Origin of the sequence: Planococcus lenghuensis, assembly GCF_001999905.1 — a bacterium.
In the GTDB taxonomy this organism is placed as follows: Bacteria; Bacillota; Bacilli; order Bacillales_A; family Planococcaceae; genus Indiicoccus; species Indiicoccus lenghuensis.
The window spans coordinates 3310683-3325845 of sequence record NZ_CP019640.1 but is presented as its reverse complement, the minus strand read 5'-3'; the positions used below and the strand labels follow the sequence as shown (position 1 = coordinate 3325845).

Annotated in this window: 15 protein-coding genes; 8 read left to right on the top strand and 7 right to left on the bottom strand. The window is 51.2% G+C overall.

The genetic code is table 11. The annotated features are described in order from the left end of the window. Positions 1-481 precede the first annotated feature (481 nt). The 6 genes from B0X71_RS16810 to B0X71_RS16785 all read left to right on the top strand — a co-directional run bounded on the left by B0X71_RS16810 (position 482) and on the right by B0X71_RS16785 (position 5273). Positions 482-832, top strand: a complete 351-nt coding sequence (locus B0X71_RS16810) for an ArsR/SmtB family transcription factor (RefSeq protein ID WP_077590505.1) — start codon at positions 482-484, stop codon at positions 830-832. 15 nt (positions 833-847) lie between these two features. Next, positions 848-2146 carry an arsenic transporter gene (locus B0X71_RS16805; protein ID WP_077590504.1) on the top strand — a complete coding sequence of 433 codons (1299 nt, stop codon included), beginning with the start codon at positions 848-850 and terminating at the stop codon, positions 2144-2146. Between the two features lie 21 nt (positions 2147-2167). Then, positions 2168-2587, top strand: a complete 420-nt coding sequence (arsC, locus tag B0X71_RS16800) for an arsenate reductase (thioredoxin) (RefSeq protein WP_077590503.1) — start codon at positions 2168-2170, stop codon at positions 2585-2587. Between the two features lie 240 nt (positions 2588-2827). After that, entirely contained in the window at positions 2828-3853 is a 1026-nt protein-coding gene (locus B0X71_RS16795) for a sodium:calcium antiporter (RefSeq protein ID WP_077591056.1), read from the top strand. 91 nt (positions 3854-3944) lie between these two features. After that, entirely contained in the window at positions 3945-4259 is a 315-nt protein-coding gene (locus B0X71_RS16790) for an ArsR/SmtB family transcription factor (protein ID WP_077591055.1), read from the top strand. Positions 4260-4325: 66 nt separating this feature from the next. After that, positions 4326-5273 (top strand): cation diffusion facilitator family transporter, encoded by a 948-nt coding sequence (locus B0X71_RS16785; RefSeq protein WP_077590502.1) that lies wholly within the window; start codon positions 4326-4328, stop codon positions 5271-5273. A gap of 81 nt (positions 5274-5354) precedes the next feature. Here the strand turns inward: B0X71_RS16785 and B0X71_RS16780 are convergent, their stop codons facing one another. From B0X71_RS16780 to B0X71_RS16745, 7 genes are all read right to left on the bottom strand, one after another. Then, a complete protein-coding gene (locus B0X71_RS16780) occupies positions 5355-5969 on the bottom strand; it encodes a LysE/ArgO family amino acid transporter (RefSeq protein ID WP_077590501.1) in 615 nt (204 codons plus the stop codon). Between the two features lie 249 nt (positions 5970-6218). Further along, positions 6219-7415: a chromate transporter gene (locus B0X71_RS16775; protein ID WP_077591054.1), complete on the bottom strand. Its 1197-nt coding sequence runs from the start codon at positions 7413-7415 to the stop codon at positions 6219-6221. Positions 7416-7428: 13 nt separating this feature from the next. Continuing rightward, positions 7429-7740: a PadR family transcriptional regulator gene (locus tag B0X71_RS16770; RefSeq protein WP_077590500.1), complete on the bottom strand. Its 312-nt coding sequence runs from the start codon at positions 7738-7740 to the stop codon at positions 7429-7431. A 491-nt stretch (positions 7741-8231) separates the two neighbouring features. Further along, positions 8232-8414: a hypothetical protein gene (locus B0X71_RS16760; RefSeq protein ID WP_408634150.1), complete on the bottom strand. Its 183-nt coding sequence runs from the start codon at positions 8412-8414 to the stop codon at positions 8232-8234. Between the two features lie 301 nt (positions 8415-8715). Then, positions 8716-10422, bottom strand: a complete 1707-nt coding sequence (gene cydC, locus B0X71_RS16755; protein ID WP_077590497.1) for a thiol reductant ABC exporter subunit CydC — start codon at positions 10420-10422, stop codon at positions 8716-8718. Next, a complete protein-coding gene (gene cydD / locus B0X71_RS16750; RefSeq protein ID WP_077590496.1) occupies positions 10419-12143 on the bottom strand; it encodes a thiol reductant ABC exporter subunit CydD in 1725 nt (574 codons plus the stop codon). The genes cydC and cydD overlap by 4 nt, the downstream gene beginning before the upstream one ends. A 291-nt stretch (positions 12144-12434) precedes the next feature. Further along, a complete protein-coding gene (locus B0X71_RS16745) occupies positions 12435-13565 on the bottom strand; it encodes an amidohydrolase (protein WP_077590495.1) in 1131 nt (376 codons plus the stop codon). Between the two features lie 180 nt (positions 13566-13745). Between B0X71_RS16745 and B0X71_RS16740 the strand changes: the two genes are divergently transcribed. Together B0X71_RS16740 and B0X71_RS16735 are read left to right on the top strand one after the other, a co-directional pair. Further along, positions 13746-14234, top strand: coding sequence for an Lrp/AsnC family transcriptional regulator (locus B0X71_RS16740; protein WP_232336726.1), 489 nt, complete (start codon positions 13746-13748; stop codon positions 14232-14234). Between the two features lie 48 nt (positions 14235-14282). Next, a complete protein-coding gene (locus B0X71_RS16735; protein WP_077590494.1) occupies positions 14283-15128 on the top strand; it encodes a M55 family metallopeptidase in 846 nt (281 codons plus the stop codon). The last annotated feature ends 35 nt before the right edge of the window (positions 15129-15163 follow it).

Below are 15163 nucleotides of genomic sequence, written 5' to 3'. Positions count from 1 at the left end.
AAAGAGCTTACCTGGTTTCAGGTGAGCTCTTTTACGTTGTGATGAGGACAAATATTGATACGCCAATTAAGCGGCTGCTTCCCCTGAGCTGCATTTTATCATTTCTGCCGAGAAGATTCCTCAGGCTTATACATGCGGACATACATCGCTCACTTACTTCCGGCTGATGCACTGCACGAATTGAAGTGGGCATCTTCTGTCGGAAGATGATAAATGAACCTTCATAAGGAATGGTCAAAGGTAGAAGAATTTTCGCCTTTCTAAGTGACATCCGCTGTCCAATATAGTCTGCGAATCAGTTGCGGAATGATCCCTGAATAATCGAAAGCCTCATCTAAACAATTAAAAAGGGAAAATCACCATTGAACATATAAGCATATGCTGATACACTGTTAAAGGCTTTGAAGCAGAACAGAAAGATTCGATGAATTGAAAATTCAGTGATTGAACTCACTTTGAGGTGATTGAGGTGAACGGGCAGATGAAAGTTAAATCCAGGGAAATAGAAGTGGAAAAAGCCGGTGTGGTGCTGAAACTGCTGGGCGACAAAACCCGGTTGTCCATGATGAAACTGCTCGAGCAGAACGATTGCTGCGTGTGTGAATTCGTGGAGATTTTTGATATCAGCCAGTCGGCCATCAGCCAGCATCTCCGGAAATTGAAAGACATCGGCCTTGTGAAGGAAAACCGGAAAGGACAGTGGATCTTTTATTCACTGAACCGGAACAGCGACATGGTTGAGCTGGTGCAAAGCATCCTGAATTTCATCCCGGATCAGAATGAGCGCATCAAGGAATTGGAGAAACAAGGATTACGGATTATTTGTGAGTAGCGGAGGGTTCAGTCAGTGGGTTTAGTATTTGCAGCTTCAGTTATTTTTATCGTTACGTTAGTTTTTGTGATCTGGCAGCCGAGAGGGCTGTCAATCGGCTGGCCGGCCATGGCGGGAGCGCTTCTGGCGCTTATCGCCGGTGTCATCGACTTGAATGATGTCATCACGGTTGCCGATATCGTCTGGAATGCAACGTTCGCATTCATCGCGATCATCCTTATTTCACTCATCTTGGACGAAATCGGCTTCTTTGAATGGGCGGCGCTGCATATGGCGCGGCTTGCCAAAGGAAACGGAGTCCGGATGTTCGTGCTCGTCACATTGCTCGGTGCAGTCGTCGCTGCACTGTTCGCCAATGACGGAGCAGCGCTTATCCTGACGCCGATCGTATTGGCGATGGTGCGGGCATTGAAATTCGAGGACCGGATGGTGTTTCCGTTTATCATGGCGAGCGGGTTTATCGCCGATACGACGTCGCTGCCGCTTGTTGTCAGCAACCTCGTCAATATCGTATCGGCGGATTACTTCGGCATCGGCTTCGCGGAATACGCGTCCCGTATGATCGTGCCGAATTTCTTTGCGCTCGGAGCAAGTCTGATCGTCCTTTACTTATACTTCCGGAAAGACATTCCGGCGAATTACGACTTGGATCAGCTGAAGGCACCGAAAGACGCCATCAAGGATTTGAAAATGTTCCGGCTGTCCTGGGCAGTTCTGGCCGTTCTCCTCGCCGGGTATTTCCTGAGCGAACCGCTCGGCATCCCGGTGTCACTTGTCGCCGGTGTGGTCGCGGTCTTCTTCCTGCTGATGGCCCGCAGAAGCCATGCAGTGGAAACGATGACGGTTGTCAAAGGTGCGCCATGGGCGGTGGTGTTCTTCTCGATCGGCATGTATGTCGTCGTGTACGGACTCCGCAATGTCGGACTCACCGACATGCTGGCGAGTGTTATTGAATCAGCGGCAGGACAGGGCATGTTCGTTGCGACGATTTCCATGGGCTTCATTGCCGCAATCCTGTCTTCGGTCATGAACAATATGCCGACCGTTATGATCGACGCACTTGCCATCACCGATTCCGGCGTAACAGGACCGATCAAAGAGGCGCTCATTTATGCCAACGTCATCGGCTCCGATCTCGGACCGAAAATCACGCCGATCGGCTCGCTTGCGACCTTATTATGGCTGCACGTCCTTGCGCAGAAAGGCATCAAGATTTCCTGGGGCTATTACTTCAAGATCGGAATCATTCTGACGATTCCGACGCTGTTCATCACGCTTGTCGGCCTCTATTTATGGCTTTCATTCATACTATGATTACTAAAGGAGCGTTTAGTTATGACGAAAAAGACGATTTACTTCCTGTGTACAGGTAATTCCTGCCGCAGTCAGATGGCGGAAGGGTGGGGCAAAGAAATCCTTGGAGATGAGTGGCAAGTGCTCAGCGCCGGCATTGAAGCGCATGGCCTGAACCCGAAAGCGGTGAAGGCGATGAATGAAGTCGGGATCGATATCTCGAACCAGTCATCGGATATCATTGATACCGACATCCTGAACAATGCCGAATTTGCCATCACGCTTTGCGGCGATGCGGCGGATAAATGCCCGATGACACCGCCTCACGTCAAGCGTGATCACTGGGGATTCCCGGACCCGGCGAAAGCGGAAGGAACCGAAGAAGAGAAATGGGCGGTGTTCCAGCAGGTGCGCGACGGCATCGGGGAACGGATCCGGCAGTTTAAAGACACAGGGAAATAGCAGCGGAAGCGAACCGGACGGGAATACTGCGCATGTGCATAATTGAAGGCAGACAGTCCGCGTCCATACCGATTGGCGCGCTCACTTGCTGTGAATGAAAAGGGCCCGATTTCCGGGCTCTTTTTTCTTTGAAGAATTCTAGCATTGCTGCAGAAAAACAACAAAAGATGTTCGAGTGATAAATATCGCTTTCCATATAGGGTAAAGGAGGAACAAACCAGACAGATGGGGGGAGAGCGGATGAGTCCATGGATTTGGGGAATCGTCATGCTGGTCGCTATTTACGCCGCCAAATGGGGCGCCGACCAGATGGTTGAGCCGCTGAAAAAAGTGCGCAGACAATGGGGAATTACACAAGTGGCCGGTGCGAGCCTGCTGGCTATTTTGACAGCGAGTCCCGAAGTCGGGATCAGCACGGTCAGCGCAATCCGGAACTCGGGCGATATCGGTCTCGGTACACTTCTCGGATCCAATATCATCGCCATCCCGCTGATCATGACAGTGGCATATGCCGCTTCCCGTAAAAAATTCGGCGGAAAGGGAAAAGATGAGGACCAGAAGGAACTCGAGCGGAAGCATCAGGAGCATCTGCGGGAGCATTTGCTGTCGCTGTCCAAGCGGGCAGCAACCGTGTTGGCGCTGCCTTATGTTGTTATTATCGCCATCGTCGCGCTACTCACCATGCCGCCGGGCTGGCGCGGACTTCAGCCGGTCGACGGCTGGATCATGCTTGGCGTGTTTTTCCTGTTTCTGGGCCAGGCACTTTGGCGCGGCCGGAAAGAAGGAGAAGATGTAAAATGGAGCAAAAAGCAGATTAAACTGGCCGCGCTTGGAGCCGTGGCCTTAATCGCAGGTGCTTATTTTACGGTCACAGCTGCTGAAAATGTAATTTCCGCCATCGGCATCTCCCAAATTATTGGCGGTATTTTCATCACCGGGACCTTGAGCACGGCACCGGAAGTGTTCAAGACATGGAAAATCGTCGGCAGCGGCCAGACGACAGCCGGGAGTACAAGCGTCATCGGAGATAAAGCGATCACGCTGTCACTGGGTCTTGTGCCATTGGCACTCGTGACAACGCCCATCAATGATTTTCAGCTGTTTTGGATCAACCTGGTCTTCGTCACACTCATGCCGGTCGCATTTTCGCTGATGGTACTGAAAAACAAGCATTCTGGTTTGAAACTATGGAATGTGCTGCTGCTTGATGCATTATTGCTCCTGTACATTTTCATCATTCTGAAATGGGTGCTTAACCTGTTTTGAAGCGGGTAAAAGATATTGACGGAAATGGTTGATCCGGATTTAAGGCCAGTACCTTAAGAAAAACGAGGGGATGAAGATGGAAGAAAGAACGATGACGGCCGGCCGACGGGGACCGCTTGACATGGACGCGGAAACCGTTGAACGTGTATCGCAGCTGTTCAAAGCGCTCAGTGATCCTACGCGTCTACGCATTCTCTCGCTGCTGTTTCACAGAGAATGTGCAGTGAACCAGATTGCAGAAGCATTGGGTTTAAAACAGTCTACGGTCTCCCATCAGCTTCGCCTGCTGAAAAACTTCCAGCTGGTCAAGTGCCGGCGGCAGGGAACGACCATTTTTTATTCGCATGCTGACCGGCACGTTGTTGATGTTCTGCACCAGATGATTGAGCATGCCCAGCATGACTGACGTTTTTAAAAATGAAACATGGTCATATGAACATTTATCAATATAAGGCTGCAGGAGGGATTATAAATGGGCGCAGGACATTCGCATACCCATAATGCGAACAAAAAAGCATTGATGATCGGATTTATCATCACGACCAGTTACATGATCGTCGAAGCGATCGGCGGCTGGCTTACGAACAGCCTGGCGTTGCTTGCAGACGCCGGCCACATGCTGAGCGATTCCGTTTCGCTCGGTGTCGGGGTGGCCGCATTTGTCATGGGCGAGAAAGCGGCGGATGCCAGTAAAACCTATGGCTATAAGCGGTTTGAAGTGCTGGCTGCTCTTTTCAATGGCGTCACGCTGACGCTGATCTCAATCTATATTTTCTATGAGGCGTATCACCGGTTTGCGGATCCGCCGGAAGTGGCATCCGGCGGCATGCTGGTGATTGCGGTTATCGGGCTGATTGTTAACCTTGTGGTTGCCTGGATCTTGAACCGGAGCGGCGATACGAAAGACAATCTGAATGTCCGGGCGGCATTCCTGCATGTGTTGGGTGACCTGCTCGGTTCAGTGGGAGCCATCATCGCGGCGCTCCTGATTATGTTCTTCAGCTGGGGCTGGGCCGACCCGCTGGCGAGTGTCATCGTAGCTATGCTCGTACTGATCAGCGGTTGGCGGGTCACAAAAGATTCACTTCATGTCCTCATGGAAGGGACACCGCAGAACGTGGACCTTGGTGACGTGAAAAAGACCGTCGAAAGCATACAGGGCGTAACCGGCGTCCATGACCTGCATGTATGGAGCATTACAAGCGGTCAGAATGCCCTTTCCTGTCATGCTGTAGTGGACGGGAACCTCTCCATCCGTGAAAGTGAACAGCTTGTACAGCTGATCGGACAGAAGCTGCTGGAGAAAAACATCGGTCACGCGACGATCCAGATGGAAAGTGATGACCACCCACATGAAGAATCGCTTCTTTGCGAACTGGGTTCCGATGATTCCGCTGCTGGGCATGACCATCAGCATTAAGTGAAAAAACGCAGGCCGCTGATCAAATTCCTGATCAGTTGCCTGCATTTTGGTTTTCTGTTGGCTGCCTTTCATTTTTCCTCAAACAGAAAATAACTGAGCTAAAATGAACAACGCCATCGCCCAGACAATCAGTGCCGATAATTGGTTGATCCGTTTTAACAGCTTGCCGCTCGTATCGAATTGACCGATCTTTCTTCCCGCGACCGCCAAAGAAATGAACCAGATCCAGGAGACGCCGATCACCGCAGCTGTGAAGATCCATTTCTCATCACCGGTATAGACGAGTGAACTCGTGCCGATGACGCCGATGATGTCCATGATGGCATGGGGATTCAGCAGCGAAACGGATGCCGCAAACAGGATCTGTTGTCTGGCGGATAAGCGGCGGGCCTGCTGGTTCGAACTTGTTTCAGGGGTTGTCCGCCACATGACCCAGCCCATATACGTTAGAAAAATAAAGCCTATGAGAAATAAGGCGGTTCTCAGCCAATCGAAGTTGAGAACGACAACCGAGACGCCCGTGACAGCCAGGGCAATGAGCAAGGTGTCGCAAAGGGCAGCCGTTATGACGGCGGGCAATGCGTATGTAAATTTCGGATGAGTTGCGCCTTGATTGAAGATGAAGACGTTCTGGACTCCCAAAGGCAGAATCAGGCCGAACGCTAATACAATTCCATGAAGTAACGGTTCCACGAAGTTCTCCTCCTGACATTCCCTCATTCAGCATAAAGAAAAACTGCCGGGTTGTCTTCGGCCGATCCGGTATGATTGATATGAAAGCGAAAATCATGGTCCACCGATGAAGCTCTTTACTGCTCGCTGTTATGCGCGGTGCTGTAATCGGCAACTGAATAAAAGACTGGGAATCATAAGTTTGCCGATATATTTAACGACCAGGACAAAAGGCTGCCAAGTCTGTGGCAGCCTTTTGTTTTCATCAATTTAATAAAGTAACCCTAAAAGCGCACCGCCTGCTGCACCAGTCAAAACCACAACCCAAGGCGGCAGTTTCCAGTAGACCAGCATGCTGAACAGAATGGCAGCGAACGCAAAATCGGGCGGCGCAAAAATCGAGCTGGTCCAGATCGGGTCATAAAAAGCGGCAATCAGAATGCCAAGTACTGCAGCATTCACGCCAAGCAAGGCACCTCTGACTTTTGAATTGCCGCGCAGAGCACCCCAAAATGGAAGCGTCCCAAAAATCAACAGGAATGCCGGCAGGAAGATCGCAGCGGCTCCGAGCAGGCCGCCTGTCCAGCCGCCCATGACAGCTCCTAAATATGCTGCAAATGTAAACAAAGGCCCCGGCACCGCCTGCGCCGCTCCGTATCCGGCCAGGAATGCTTCTTCCGTCATCCAGCCGGTCGGTACAAATTCACGTTCCAATAGCGGCAAAACCACATGCCCGCCACCAAATACGAGCGAGCCCGAGCGGTAGAAGCTGTCGAACCGGGCAAGCCAGCCCCATGCCGTTGCTTCCGCTGCAATCGGCAGCAGGAAGAGGAGACCGAAGAACAGGACCAGGCATCCGGCTGCAAACCGGCGCGAGATGGGCACTTTAATATGCGAGTCCTCCTGTTCCGGCTGGTTCCGGAACAGCCAAAAGCCCACAAGCGCTGCAAACAGGATGACACTGACTTGTGAAAATGTCGTTTGCCACAGCAACGTGATGACCACCGCAAACAGCGCCAGCATTTTCCGTTTCAAATCGGGTGCCAATTTTGGCGCCATGCCTAAAATTGCATGGGCCACAACCACCACAGCCACAATCTTCAATCCATGGATCCACCCGGACTCCCCCACGTCGAACTCCCGTAAGAGAACAGCAAACAAAATAAGGGCGATAACAGAAGGGAGGGTGAAGCCGATGAAGGAAACAATCCCGCCCAGCACCCCGGCCCTCATCACGCCGATGCCGATTCCGACTTGACTGCTAGCGGGCCCCGGCAGGAATTGACAGAGCGCTATCAGATCTGCGTAACTCTTTTCATCCAGCCATTTTCTTTTTCGGATATACTCATCATGGAAGTAACCCAGGTGAGCGATCGGTCCGCCAAACGAAGTGAACCCGAGCCGGGTGGAAACCATTAGAATCTCCAGCAAGGCTTTAAGAGCGCTTTTCGGTTCGTGTGGTGCCATGTCATTCTCCTTATTATTCATCTTTGATTTCCTTGAAAAGTTCGTACGCTTTTTTTCGTGCTTCCATCAGGATCATGTCACCTTTTTCGGTGATCGTGTAGTACTTCCTGATCTTTCCGCTGATGTTCTTTTCTTCTTTTGTCAGCAAGCCATCCGCTTCCATTCCATGAAGGATGGGATATAGGGTTCCTGCGCTCATTTCATACCCATGCTGCCGTAATTCATCGAGCATCCAAGATCCGTAGATCGGTTCTTCTTTTGCATGATGAAGAATATGGATATGAATGAATCCGAGAAAGAGTTTACGGAGCACTTTCTCTTCCAAGCGCTTCGCCTCCTTTTATAAGTATCGACTTCCAATATCGAATTTCGCTATCAATGATAGCATAATATTTCATTGATTCAAGGGTGAAAAGGGAAAAACGGGCAAAGAAGAATTGGGCAAGCTGAAGAGGCTTATTTTAAGAGAGCGATGCAGGGTAAAGATAAGAGAGAAAAAGGGGGCGGGATCACTCGCGGGGATAGAAAAGAAAACAAAAAAAGCCAATCGAGGGTGCACCCTCAAAAGGCATCCTTCAAGCGCATTTTCCGCTTGGATCTTTTGCACATGACGTTGCAAAGACTTCAAGCGGCAATCAGCGAGAAGAGGCAAACATATGCTTGCAATGCCATCATAACATGTCTGGCTGCGTATAGAAACCCAACGTTCTCCTGGTGGTTATCGAGGAAAAGGCCGGCTGGAACTTGCGGGCAGATCATTGACCATTAGCGGTTTGCATCGAAATTGAAGCCCCGCTCACAAGCGGGGCTCCAATCTTACTTTTCAGGCTGCATTTGATCGATCCACCAATCAATATGGTCAAGATCGAAGACAAGCACATTGCTCATCGGGTTGCTGTGAGGCAGCACTTTCTTTGCTATCAGCTCATGAATCTCCGCTTCACTGTATGAACGATTCTGTGAAGCGAGATATGAGATCAACGGTTTAACACCATGCACTTTTCTCAATTTGGTCACCTCCCGCAGACGCTTCTCACAAAGGGAGAGGCGTCAGCACGAAGGACTAAAAAGAGTACTAGTTGCTATATACCCACTTAGTCAGCAAAAGTAACCATGTTAACAAGCAATCCGCAGTCAAGGGTTTGCGGTTTCATAGTTAGGAGCGGGTTAGGGTTAACCAACTTCTGAACGGAGAAAATGTCATTCAATTATAGTGCTGACTGTCGTTTGTCACTGCATACTTCAGAAAAGCTCTGAAACGCAATAAAGCCACCCGCGCGCGGCAGATGGCTTCGTTTCTTTAAGCGAATACACTCTTTTCAATTTCCTTCAGCCCGTAAAAATACCCCTTGGCATGCATAAGTTCCGCGTATGAACCGGTTTCCACAACCCGTCCTCCGTCCATGACAATGATCTGATCCATCCCTTCGAGTCCTGACAGGTCATGACTGATGATCACGAACGTATCATCTGTCCATTTCTGGAACAGTTCAGCGTAGATGGCGCGCGCTGTGGCAGCATCGACGGACGACACCGGTTCATCGAGCAGCCAAAGACTGCCACCCCGCAGCCAGGCCCGGGCGATGGCAAGCCGCTGTTTTTCGCCGCCGGATAAATTCCCGCCTTTTTCCTCCACTGAATGGGAGAGAGGGAAGGCACCGAGCCGGACACGTCCGAGCGCTTCTTCCAGTTCCGCATCCGTCGCTTCTCCGTCAGCGATAAGCAGGTTGCTGCGGATCGTACCGTAAAAGAAATGATTGTCCTGTAATACTACATTCATCCGGCGCCACAGCGATTCGGAATCGATAGAACCGAGCGGCCGGCCATCGATTGTGACGGCGCCGCTGTCCGGAGGCAGGATGCCGAGCAAGGCGTAAAGCAATGTGGATTTACCTGAGCCGCTCGGTCCGACAATGGCTGTCTTCGTACCCGGGGCAATGCGCAAAGACACTTCTTTCAATGCCGGCCGTTCTTCTTCCGGATACGTATAGGATAAGTGATCAGCCGCTAATTCATGCTGGCCGGGCTGCAGGGTTCCGGTACCGGTATCCGGTACCGGTGCCGATGTGATGCTCTCCAGCCGGACGGCGGCTTTCCGGCTTTCCTCGGAATGGGAAGGGAATACGGCCATCGGTGCAATATTCTCAAACAAAGCAAGGGAAATCATGACGAGCATTGCCAAGTACAGTCCTTCCAATTCGCCGGTCGTGACAAAGTACGCACCGAGTGCAAGTACAGCCAGTACCGTCAGCATGGCAGCAAGTGAATTGACCGACTGATTCCGCGTGTTCCGCAGCGCTTCTTTCCGGTTCTCTTCTTCATAAGCCTCGGCGAAACGGCCAAGCCGGCGCTCTTTTGCTTCCGCCTGCCGGTAAATCTTCAGATCCCGGAATCCATACAGAAACTCAGCCGCTTCCGATGAAAGCATCGCCCGACTTTCCCGGACGGCGGATCCGCTTTTCTTTTTTCGCCATGCAGCAAAACCGGGAATGATAAAGACGGTCAGCAGCATGCCCGCCAGCAAGACAAGCGCAATGGAAAGGGAGAAGAATGACGTAAAGAAAATCGTGCTTGTGAACACAAGCAGCAGTACCACGGGCGGATAAAGGACGCGCAGCAGGAAGTTCTGCAGGCTCTCGACATCTCCGACAATCCGTGACAGCAGGTCGCCGCTCCGGTACTGCTGGAAGACCCGGGGGGCGAGCGGTGCCAGTTTATCAAAAAACGAGCTCCGCAAATGACTGAGCATGGTAAACGTCGCCCGGTGGGAAAACAGCCGTTCTCCGTAGCGGCTGATGGCGGCGGCAAGTCCGAACAATTTCAGGCAGGCGCCGAGCACTACAAGTGTGACCATTTGTGCGGACAGTGCCGCTTGTGAGATGAGGTAGCCGCTTGAAGCGAGAAGGGCAACGCCGGCAAGGCCAGCTGAAAAGCCGCAGGTAACTGCCAATGCCACATCCCGCTTCTCCCGCAATGTCACGCTTATTATATTCGTCAATTCACTCATCGTACTCCGCCTCCTTGCTGAACAGCAGCCATTTCACTGTACGGAATGAAATGGCCCATCAATTCCTCGTGACTGCCGGCGGCCAGCAATTCGCCGCCGGAGAGATACAGGATGACATCCGCCTGCCGGATGGTATGCAGCCGGTGGGCGACGGTGATGACGGTCGCTGATTTCCCGAGTTCCGCCAGCGAGGCCTGCAGCACCCGTTCGGTATGCAAGTCGAGTCCGGTCGTCGGCTCATCGAATAAAATGACGGACGGTTTCTTCAGGAATGCCCGTGCCAATGCAATTCGCTGCTTTTCACCACCCGACAAGCCGCGTCCGCCTTCTCCGACCGGTGTGTCGAATCCTTGGCTGAGCGACTGGACCAATTCGCCGATTCCGGCTTTTTCCGCCGCGGCCGCCACTTCCGCCCGGCTGGTTTCCCGGCTTGCGCCAATAGCGATGTTTTCTTCGATCGTCCCGGCAAACAGATACGGATCCTGCGAGATATAGCTTAATTCATCAAACCATGCATCTTCACCGATCTGTTCCCGCGGCATGCCGTTCAGCATGACAGTGCCGGCAGCCGGCGGCAGGAGACCGGCGATCAAATGGAGCAAGGTTGTTTTTCCTGATCCGCTCTCGCCGATAATCGCCACTTGGCTGTGCGGCGGAATCTCTGCATCGACCGGCTGTAAAGTGAAACCTTCCCCATACTGGAATGACGCGCCGGCCAGTGAAATATGCGGCGGCGTGCCGGACAGGGATTCTGTTCCCCAGGCGACAGGCCGTTCGGTTTCATTGAATACAGCTTCGAATTGACCGGCTGCAGCGAGACTGCCCCGGGCCGTGTGGAACGCCGAGCCGAATTCTTTCAGCAAGGCGAAAAACTCAGGCACAAGAACCATGACGAAAAACGCCGTAAAGAACGTGATGCTTTCGAATGCAATAAGACGCATGCCGATTTCAAGGGCGATGATACCGATCGACAGCATGGAAATGTATTCAAGGGCAAGTGACGACAGGAAAGCGGATTTCAGCACATCCATCGTCGCATCCCGGAATTTCAGGCTGTTCTGCCGGATGCTGTCTTTCTGCTCGGCAGTCTTGCCATAGAGCCTGAGCGATGTCAGTCCCTGCAGCACGTCCAGGAAGTTGCCAGAGAAATGACTCAATTCCTCCATCTGTCTGTCGGCTTTTTCTTTCGTCCGTTTGCCGACGATCGCCATAAATACGGGAATGAACGGGGCAGTCAGCAAAATGATGACACCTGTTGGCCAGTGAAGGAAGAAGATAACTGCCAGCAGAATGACAGGGATGATGTAACTTTGAATGAGCTGCGGGATATAGACGCTGAAAAAACCATCGGTCTCATCCACTGCATCCAGCAGAAGGCTCACTTTCCGGCCGGACTGCCCGTGAATGGAAGCCTGCAGCGGGCTGTCGGCGAATGACCGGATGAGCTTCGTCCGCAGGTCCGTTTTGACGGCAGCCGCTAAATTGATGCCGGTGCGCGCAATAATATATCCGCTCAGCACCCGGAGCAGGATGGCGGCGAACAGGCCGCCGAGCAGCGGCAATATATCAGTGAATGACCGGTCTTGAAGGAAAACGGCGTCGGCGACCAGCACAAAGAACAATGCCTGGCCCACCATTGCCAGTCCTTTCACCGTAGCGCCGGCCATGAGCAGGCGCATCGCATTTTTTCGTCCAAATGCCAGCTGTTTCAGATTATCCATGCGGATCTCTCCTTTTGTGGCTCTCCCTCTATTATAAAATCCAGCGAGTGAAAAGACGCTGCGGACGCATGGAGTCTTGATGATCCGACTGCCGTTTGTTACAAGAGCGTTCACAATCCGGCGAAATCAGGGTCAGAACGGAACGCTATCGCTTGATTTGGTTATGGTAACAAAATTCATGTATTTCATTCTTCGGAAAATTTATCCGTTCAAAAGAATGAAAGAAGAAAAATCCCCGCATCGGTGTTGACCGGTGCGGGGATTTTCGAACCACTCTATTCAATAACTTTTTTAGACGAGCTCTCCATTTATATATGTTGCTGTAACGGTTGTCCGGAGATCAAAGGGATCGCCGTCCCAAATGACAACATCTGCATCTTTCCCGGATTCGATGGAGCCGACCCGATCTTCTACGCCCAAATGTCGGGCTGCGTTCAGCGTGATGGCCTGTAATGCCTGTTGTTCTGTCAGACCGTGTTTCACTGCCAGGATTGCGCTCGCCGGCAAGTATTCGATTCCGATTACCGGATGATCGGTCGTGAGTGAAAATGGAACGCCGGCGTCCGCAAGGCTGCGCAGCGTATGCCATCCTTTATCTGCGAGTTCCACTTTTGAACGGGTTGACATCGTAGGGCCGACCGATACGCGGACACCGCTCGCTGCAATCCGGTCAGCAATCTTATGGCCTTCCGTGCAATGCTCGATTGTCACGTCGATTCCGAACTCTTCCCGAATCCGCAATACGGTCAGAATATCATCCGCACGGTGGGCGTGGACCCGCAGGGGGATTTCTTTATCCAGTACTTTTACAAGGTTTTCCAGACCGAGGTTTCGTTCGTTTTCTGTTTTCCCTGAACGGTTTTTGTAATTTTGCGCCTTGATCAGATTTTCCCGCAGCATTGCTGCGACCCCCATTCGGGTGGTTGGCATCTTGCCTTTTTCCCCGTGCAATCTCTTCGGGTTTTCGCCCATTGCCGCTTTCATGCCGGAAGGATTTCTTAGAACATTGTCATCTGCCGCTGGGCCGACTGTCTTTCTGGTGACCATCTCACCGCCCAGCACATTAGCGCTTCCGGGCATAATCTGCACAGTCGTGATACCGGCTGCCCGTGCATCTTCGAACCCCGTTTCCAGTGGATTAATGCCGTCGAGAGCGCGTACTTGCGGGGTGATGGCGCTGCTCGTCTCATTGAAATCCTGCCCTTCACGGCCAAGACCGGCTTCATGAACACCAAGGTGAGTATGTACATCGATCAAGCCGGGCGTCACCGTTTTTCCTGCTGCGTCAATGACAGCATAGACATCAGGGATTTGGATATCGGTGCCGCATTTTTCAATTTTACCATTTTTAATGAGCACCGTTCCATTGTCGATGACTTCACCAGTTCCGATATGGATCAAACCGTTAATGATTGCAAACATAAAAAAATCCTCCTTTTTTAGAAAAAGCATTGCATTCTGACAATTCATTCTATATACTAACTCTCATCTTACTTTTTCAGATATTAAAGTAAATTTGAAATAATGTAAATAGATACTTGAAGCATATTTTGTATCGAAAACGCATAGCGATTGATTAAAACAGTAAAGGAAGTTGATACTTTGGCGGTTTTCGACAAGGCAACAAAAGAACTGGATAACCTGGGGATTTACGAAATTGATGAGCTGGATAGAGGCATCATTAAATTACTGTCCAAAGACGGGAGGATGCCGGTTACCGATTTGGCTTCCGCGTTAAACGTCACAGAGAAGACCATCCGACTGCGGTTTAAGAACTTATTGGAAAACCAAATCATCGATGTGGTCGGGGTCGTGAATCCGATTGCGCTCGGTTTGAAGGCGGGGGCGATCATCCAGATTAAAGTGAAGCCTCAAGCGGTCGCACTGGTTGTCGAACAGCTGCAGCAAATCCGGGAAGTGCGGTTTATCACGCTGACATCAGGTGAGTATCCGCTGTTAATCCAAGTCAATGTACGGGATCAGGAAGCGATCACCGAAACGATTTACCAGCTGAATCAGATCGAGGAAATCAATGGAATCAACACAATCGTCCAATTGGAGATCTTCAAGAATACGTTCGAGTACATTTAAACAGGTTGCATGAAGAGCTAATGATCAGAATGAAAAGGGGATAAAAAGATGAAGGTATTTGTATCAGCGGATATTGAAGGAATTGCAGGCGTCGCCACCAATCAGCAACTGAAAACGCCGGGGGAATATGAACGGTTTCGGCGTCTGATGACGAGTGAAGTAAATGCGGTGATAGAAGGTGCGTTCCGGGGAGGGGCGGAAGAAGTCGTTGTAGCAGACGGGCATGGCAATATGTCGAATATCCGAATTGAAGATCTGGACCCAAGAGCGCAACTTGTATCCGGAAATAATCGGGTCATGTGCCAGCTAGAAGGACTGGATGAATCGTTCGATGCCATCATGTTCGTGGGTCACCATGGCCGAGAAGGCGGCTCGGATGCTGTCATCAGCCACACGCTCGCCGGTATTTGTGTCAATGAAATGAAGATCAACGGAAAAGTCGTCGGCGAAACAGAGATGAATGCGATCGTTGCAGGCGGATTCGGCGTGCCGGCAATCTTCATCAGTGGAGACGATGCGTACGTGGAAGAAGTAAAAGAGACTTTGCTGGATATAGAAGCGGTTGTCGTAAAAAAGGCGGTTGACCGATTCGCGGCACAACTGCTGCATCCTGATAGAGCCTATGAACTGATCCGGCAGCACGCTGAAGCGGCAGTCAGTAAAATTGATCGGTTCTCACCGCTGGAAATGGAAGGGCCTTTCACATTCGAGATTGAATTCAAAGGACCGCAGCAGGCTCATATGACAACGACATTGCCGACTGTGGAACGGATTTCCCCAAAACGGATTCGCTTTACATGTGACGATATCATAACAGCGTATAAGCATATGTGGGGCTGCGTCATTATCGCGATGACAGCGACAAATGGCGTTCTTGGAAGCGTCAACGCATAGAGCTGCCGAATCGTTTTCAGCAGACAGCAAATGGA

Bases quoted from the DNA above. Each gene is read 5' to 3' on its own strand.
- B0X71_RS16810 (WP_077590505.1), top strand. From the start codon at position 482: ATGAAAGTTAAATCCAGGGAAATAGAAGTGGAAAAAGCCGGTGTGGTG.
- arsC (WP_077590503.1), top strand. From the start codon at position 2,168: ATGACGAAAAAGACGATTTACTTCCTGTGTACAGGTAATTCCTGCCGC.
- B0X71_RS16795 (WP_077591056.1), top strand. From the start codon at position 2,828: ATGAGTCCATGGATTTGGGGAATCGTCATGCTGGTCGCTATTTACGCC.
- B0X71_RS16790 (WP_077591055.1), top strand. From the start codon at position 3,945: ATGACGGCCGGCCGACGGGGACCGCTTGACATGGACGCGGAAACCGTT.
- B0X71_RS16785 (WP_077590502.1), top strand. From the start codon at position 4,326: ATGGGCGCAGGACATTCGCATACCCATAATGCGAACAAAAAAGCATTG.
- B0X71_RS16775 (WP_077591054.1), bottom strand. From the start codon at position 7,415: ATGGCACCACACGAACCGAAAAGCGCTCTTAAAGCCTTGCTGGAGATT.
- cydC (WP_077590497.1), bottom strand. From the start codon at position 10,422: ATGAGTGAATTGACGAATATAATAAGCGTGACATTGCGGGAGAAGCGG.
- cydD (WP_077590496.1), bottom strand. From the start codon at position 12,143: ATGGATAATCTGAAACAGCTGGCATTTGGACGAAAAAATGCGATGCGC.
- B0X71_RS16745 (WP_077590495.1), bottom strand. From the start codon at position 13,565: ATGTTTGCAATCATTAACGGTTTGATCCATATCGGAACTGGTGAAGTC.
- B0X71_RS16735 (WP_077590494.1), top strand. From the start codon at position 14,283: ATGAAGGTATTTGTATCAGCGGATATTGAAGGAATTGCAGGCGTCGCC.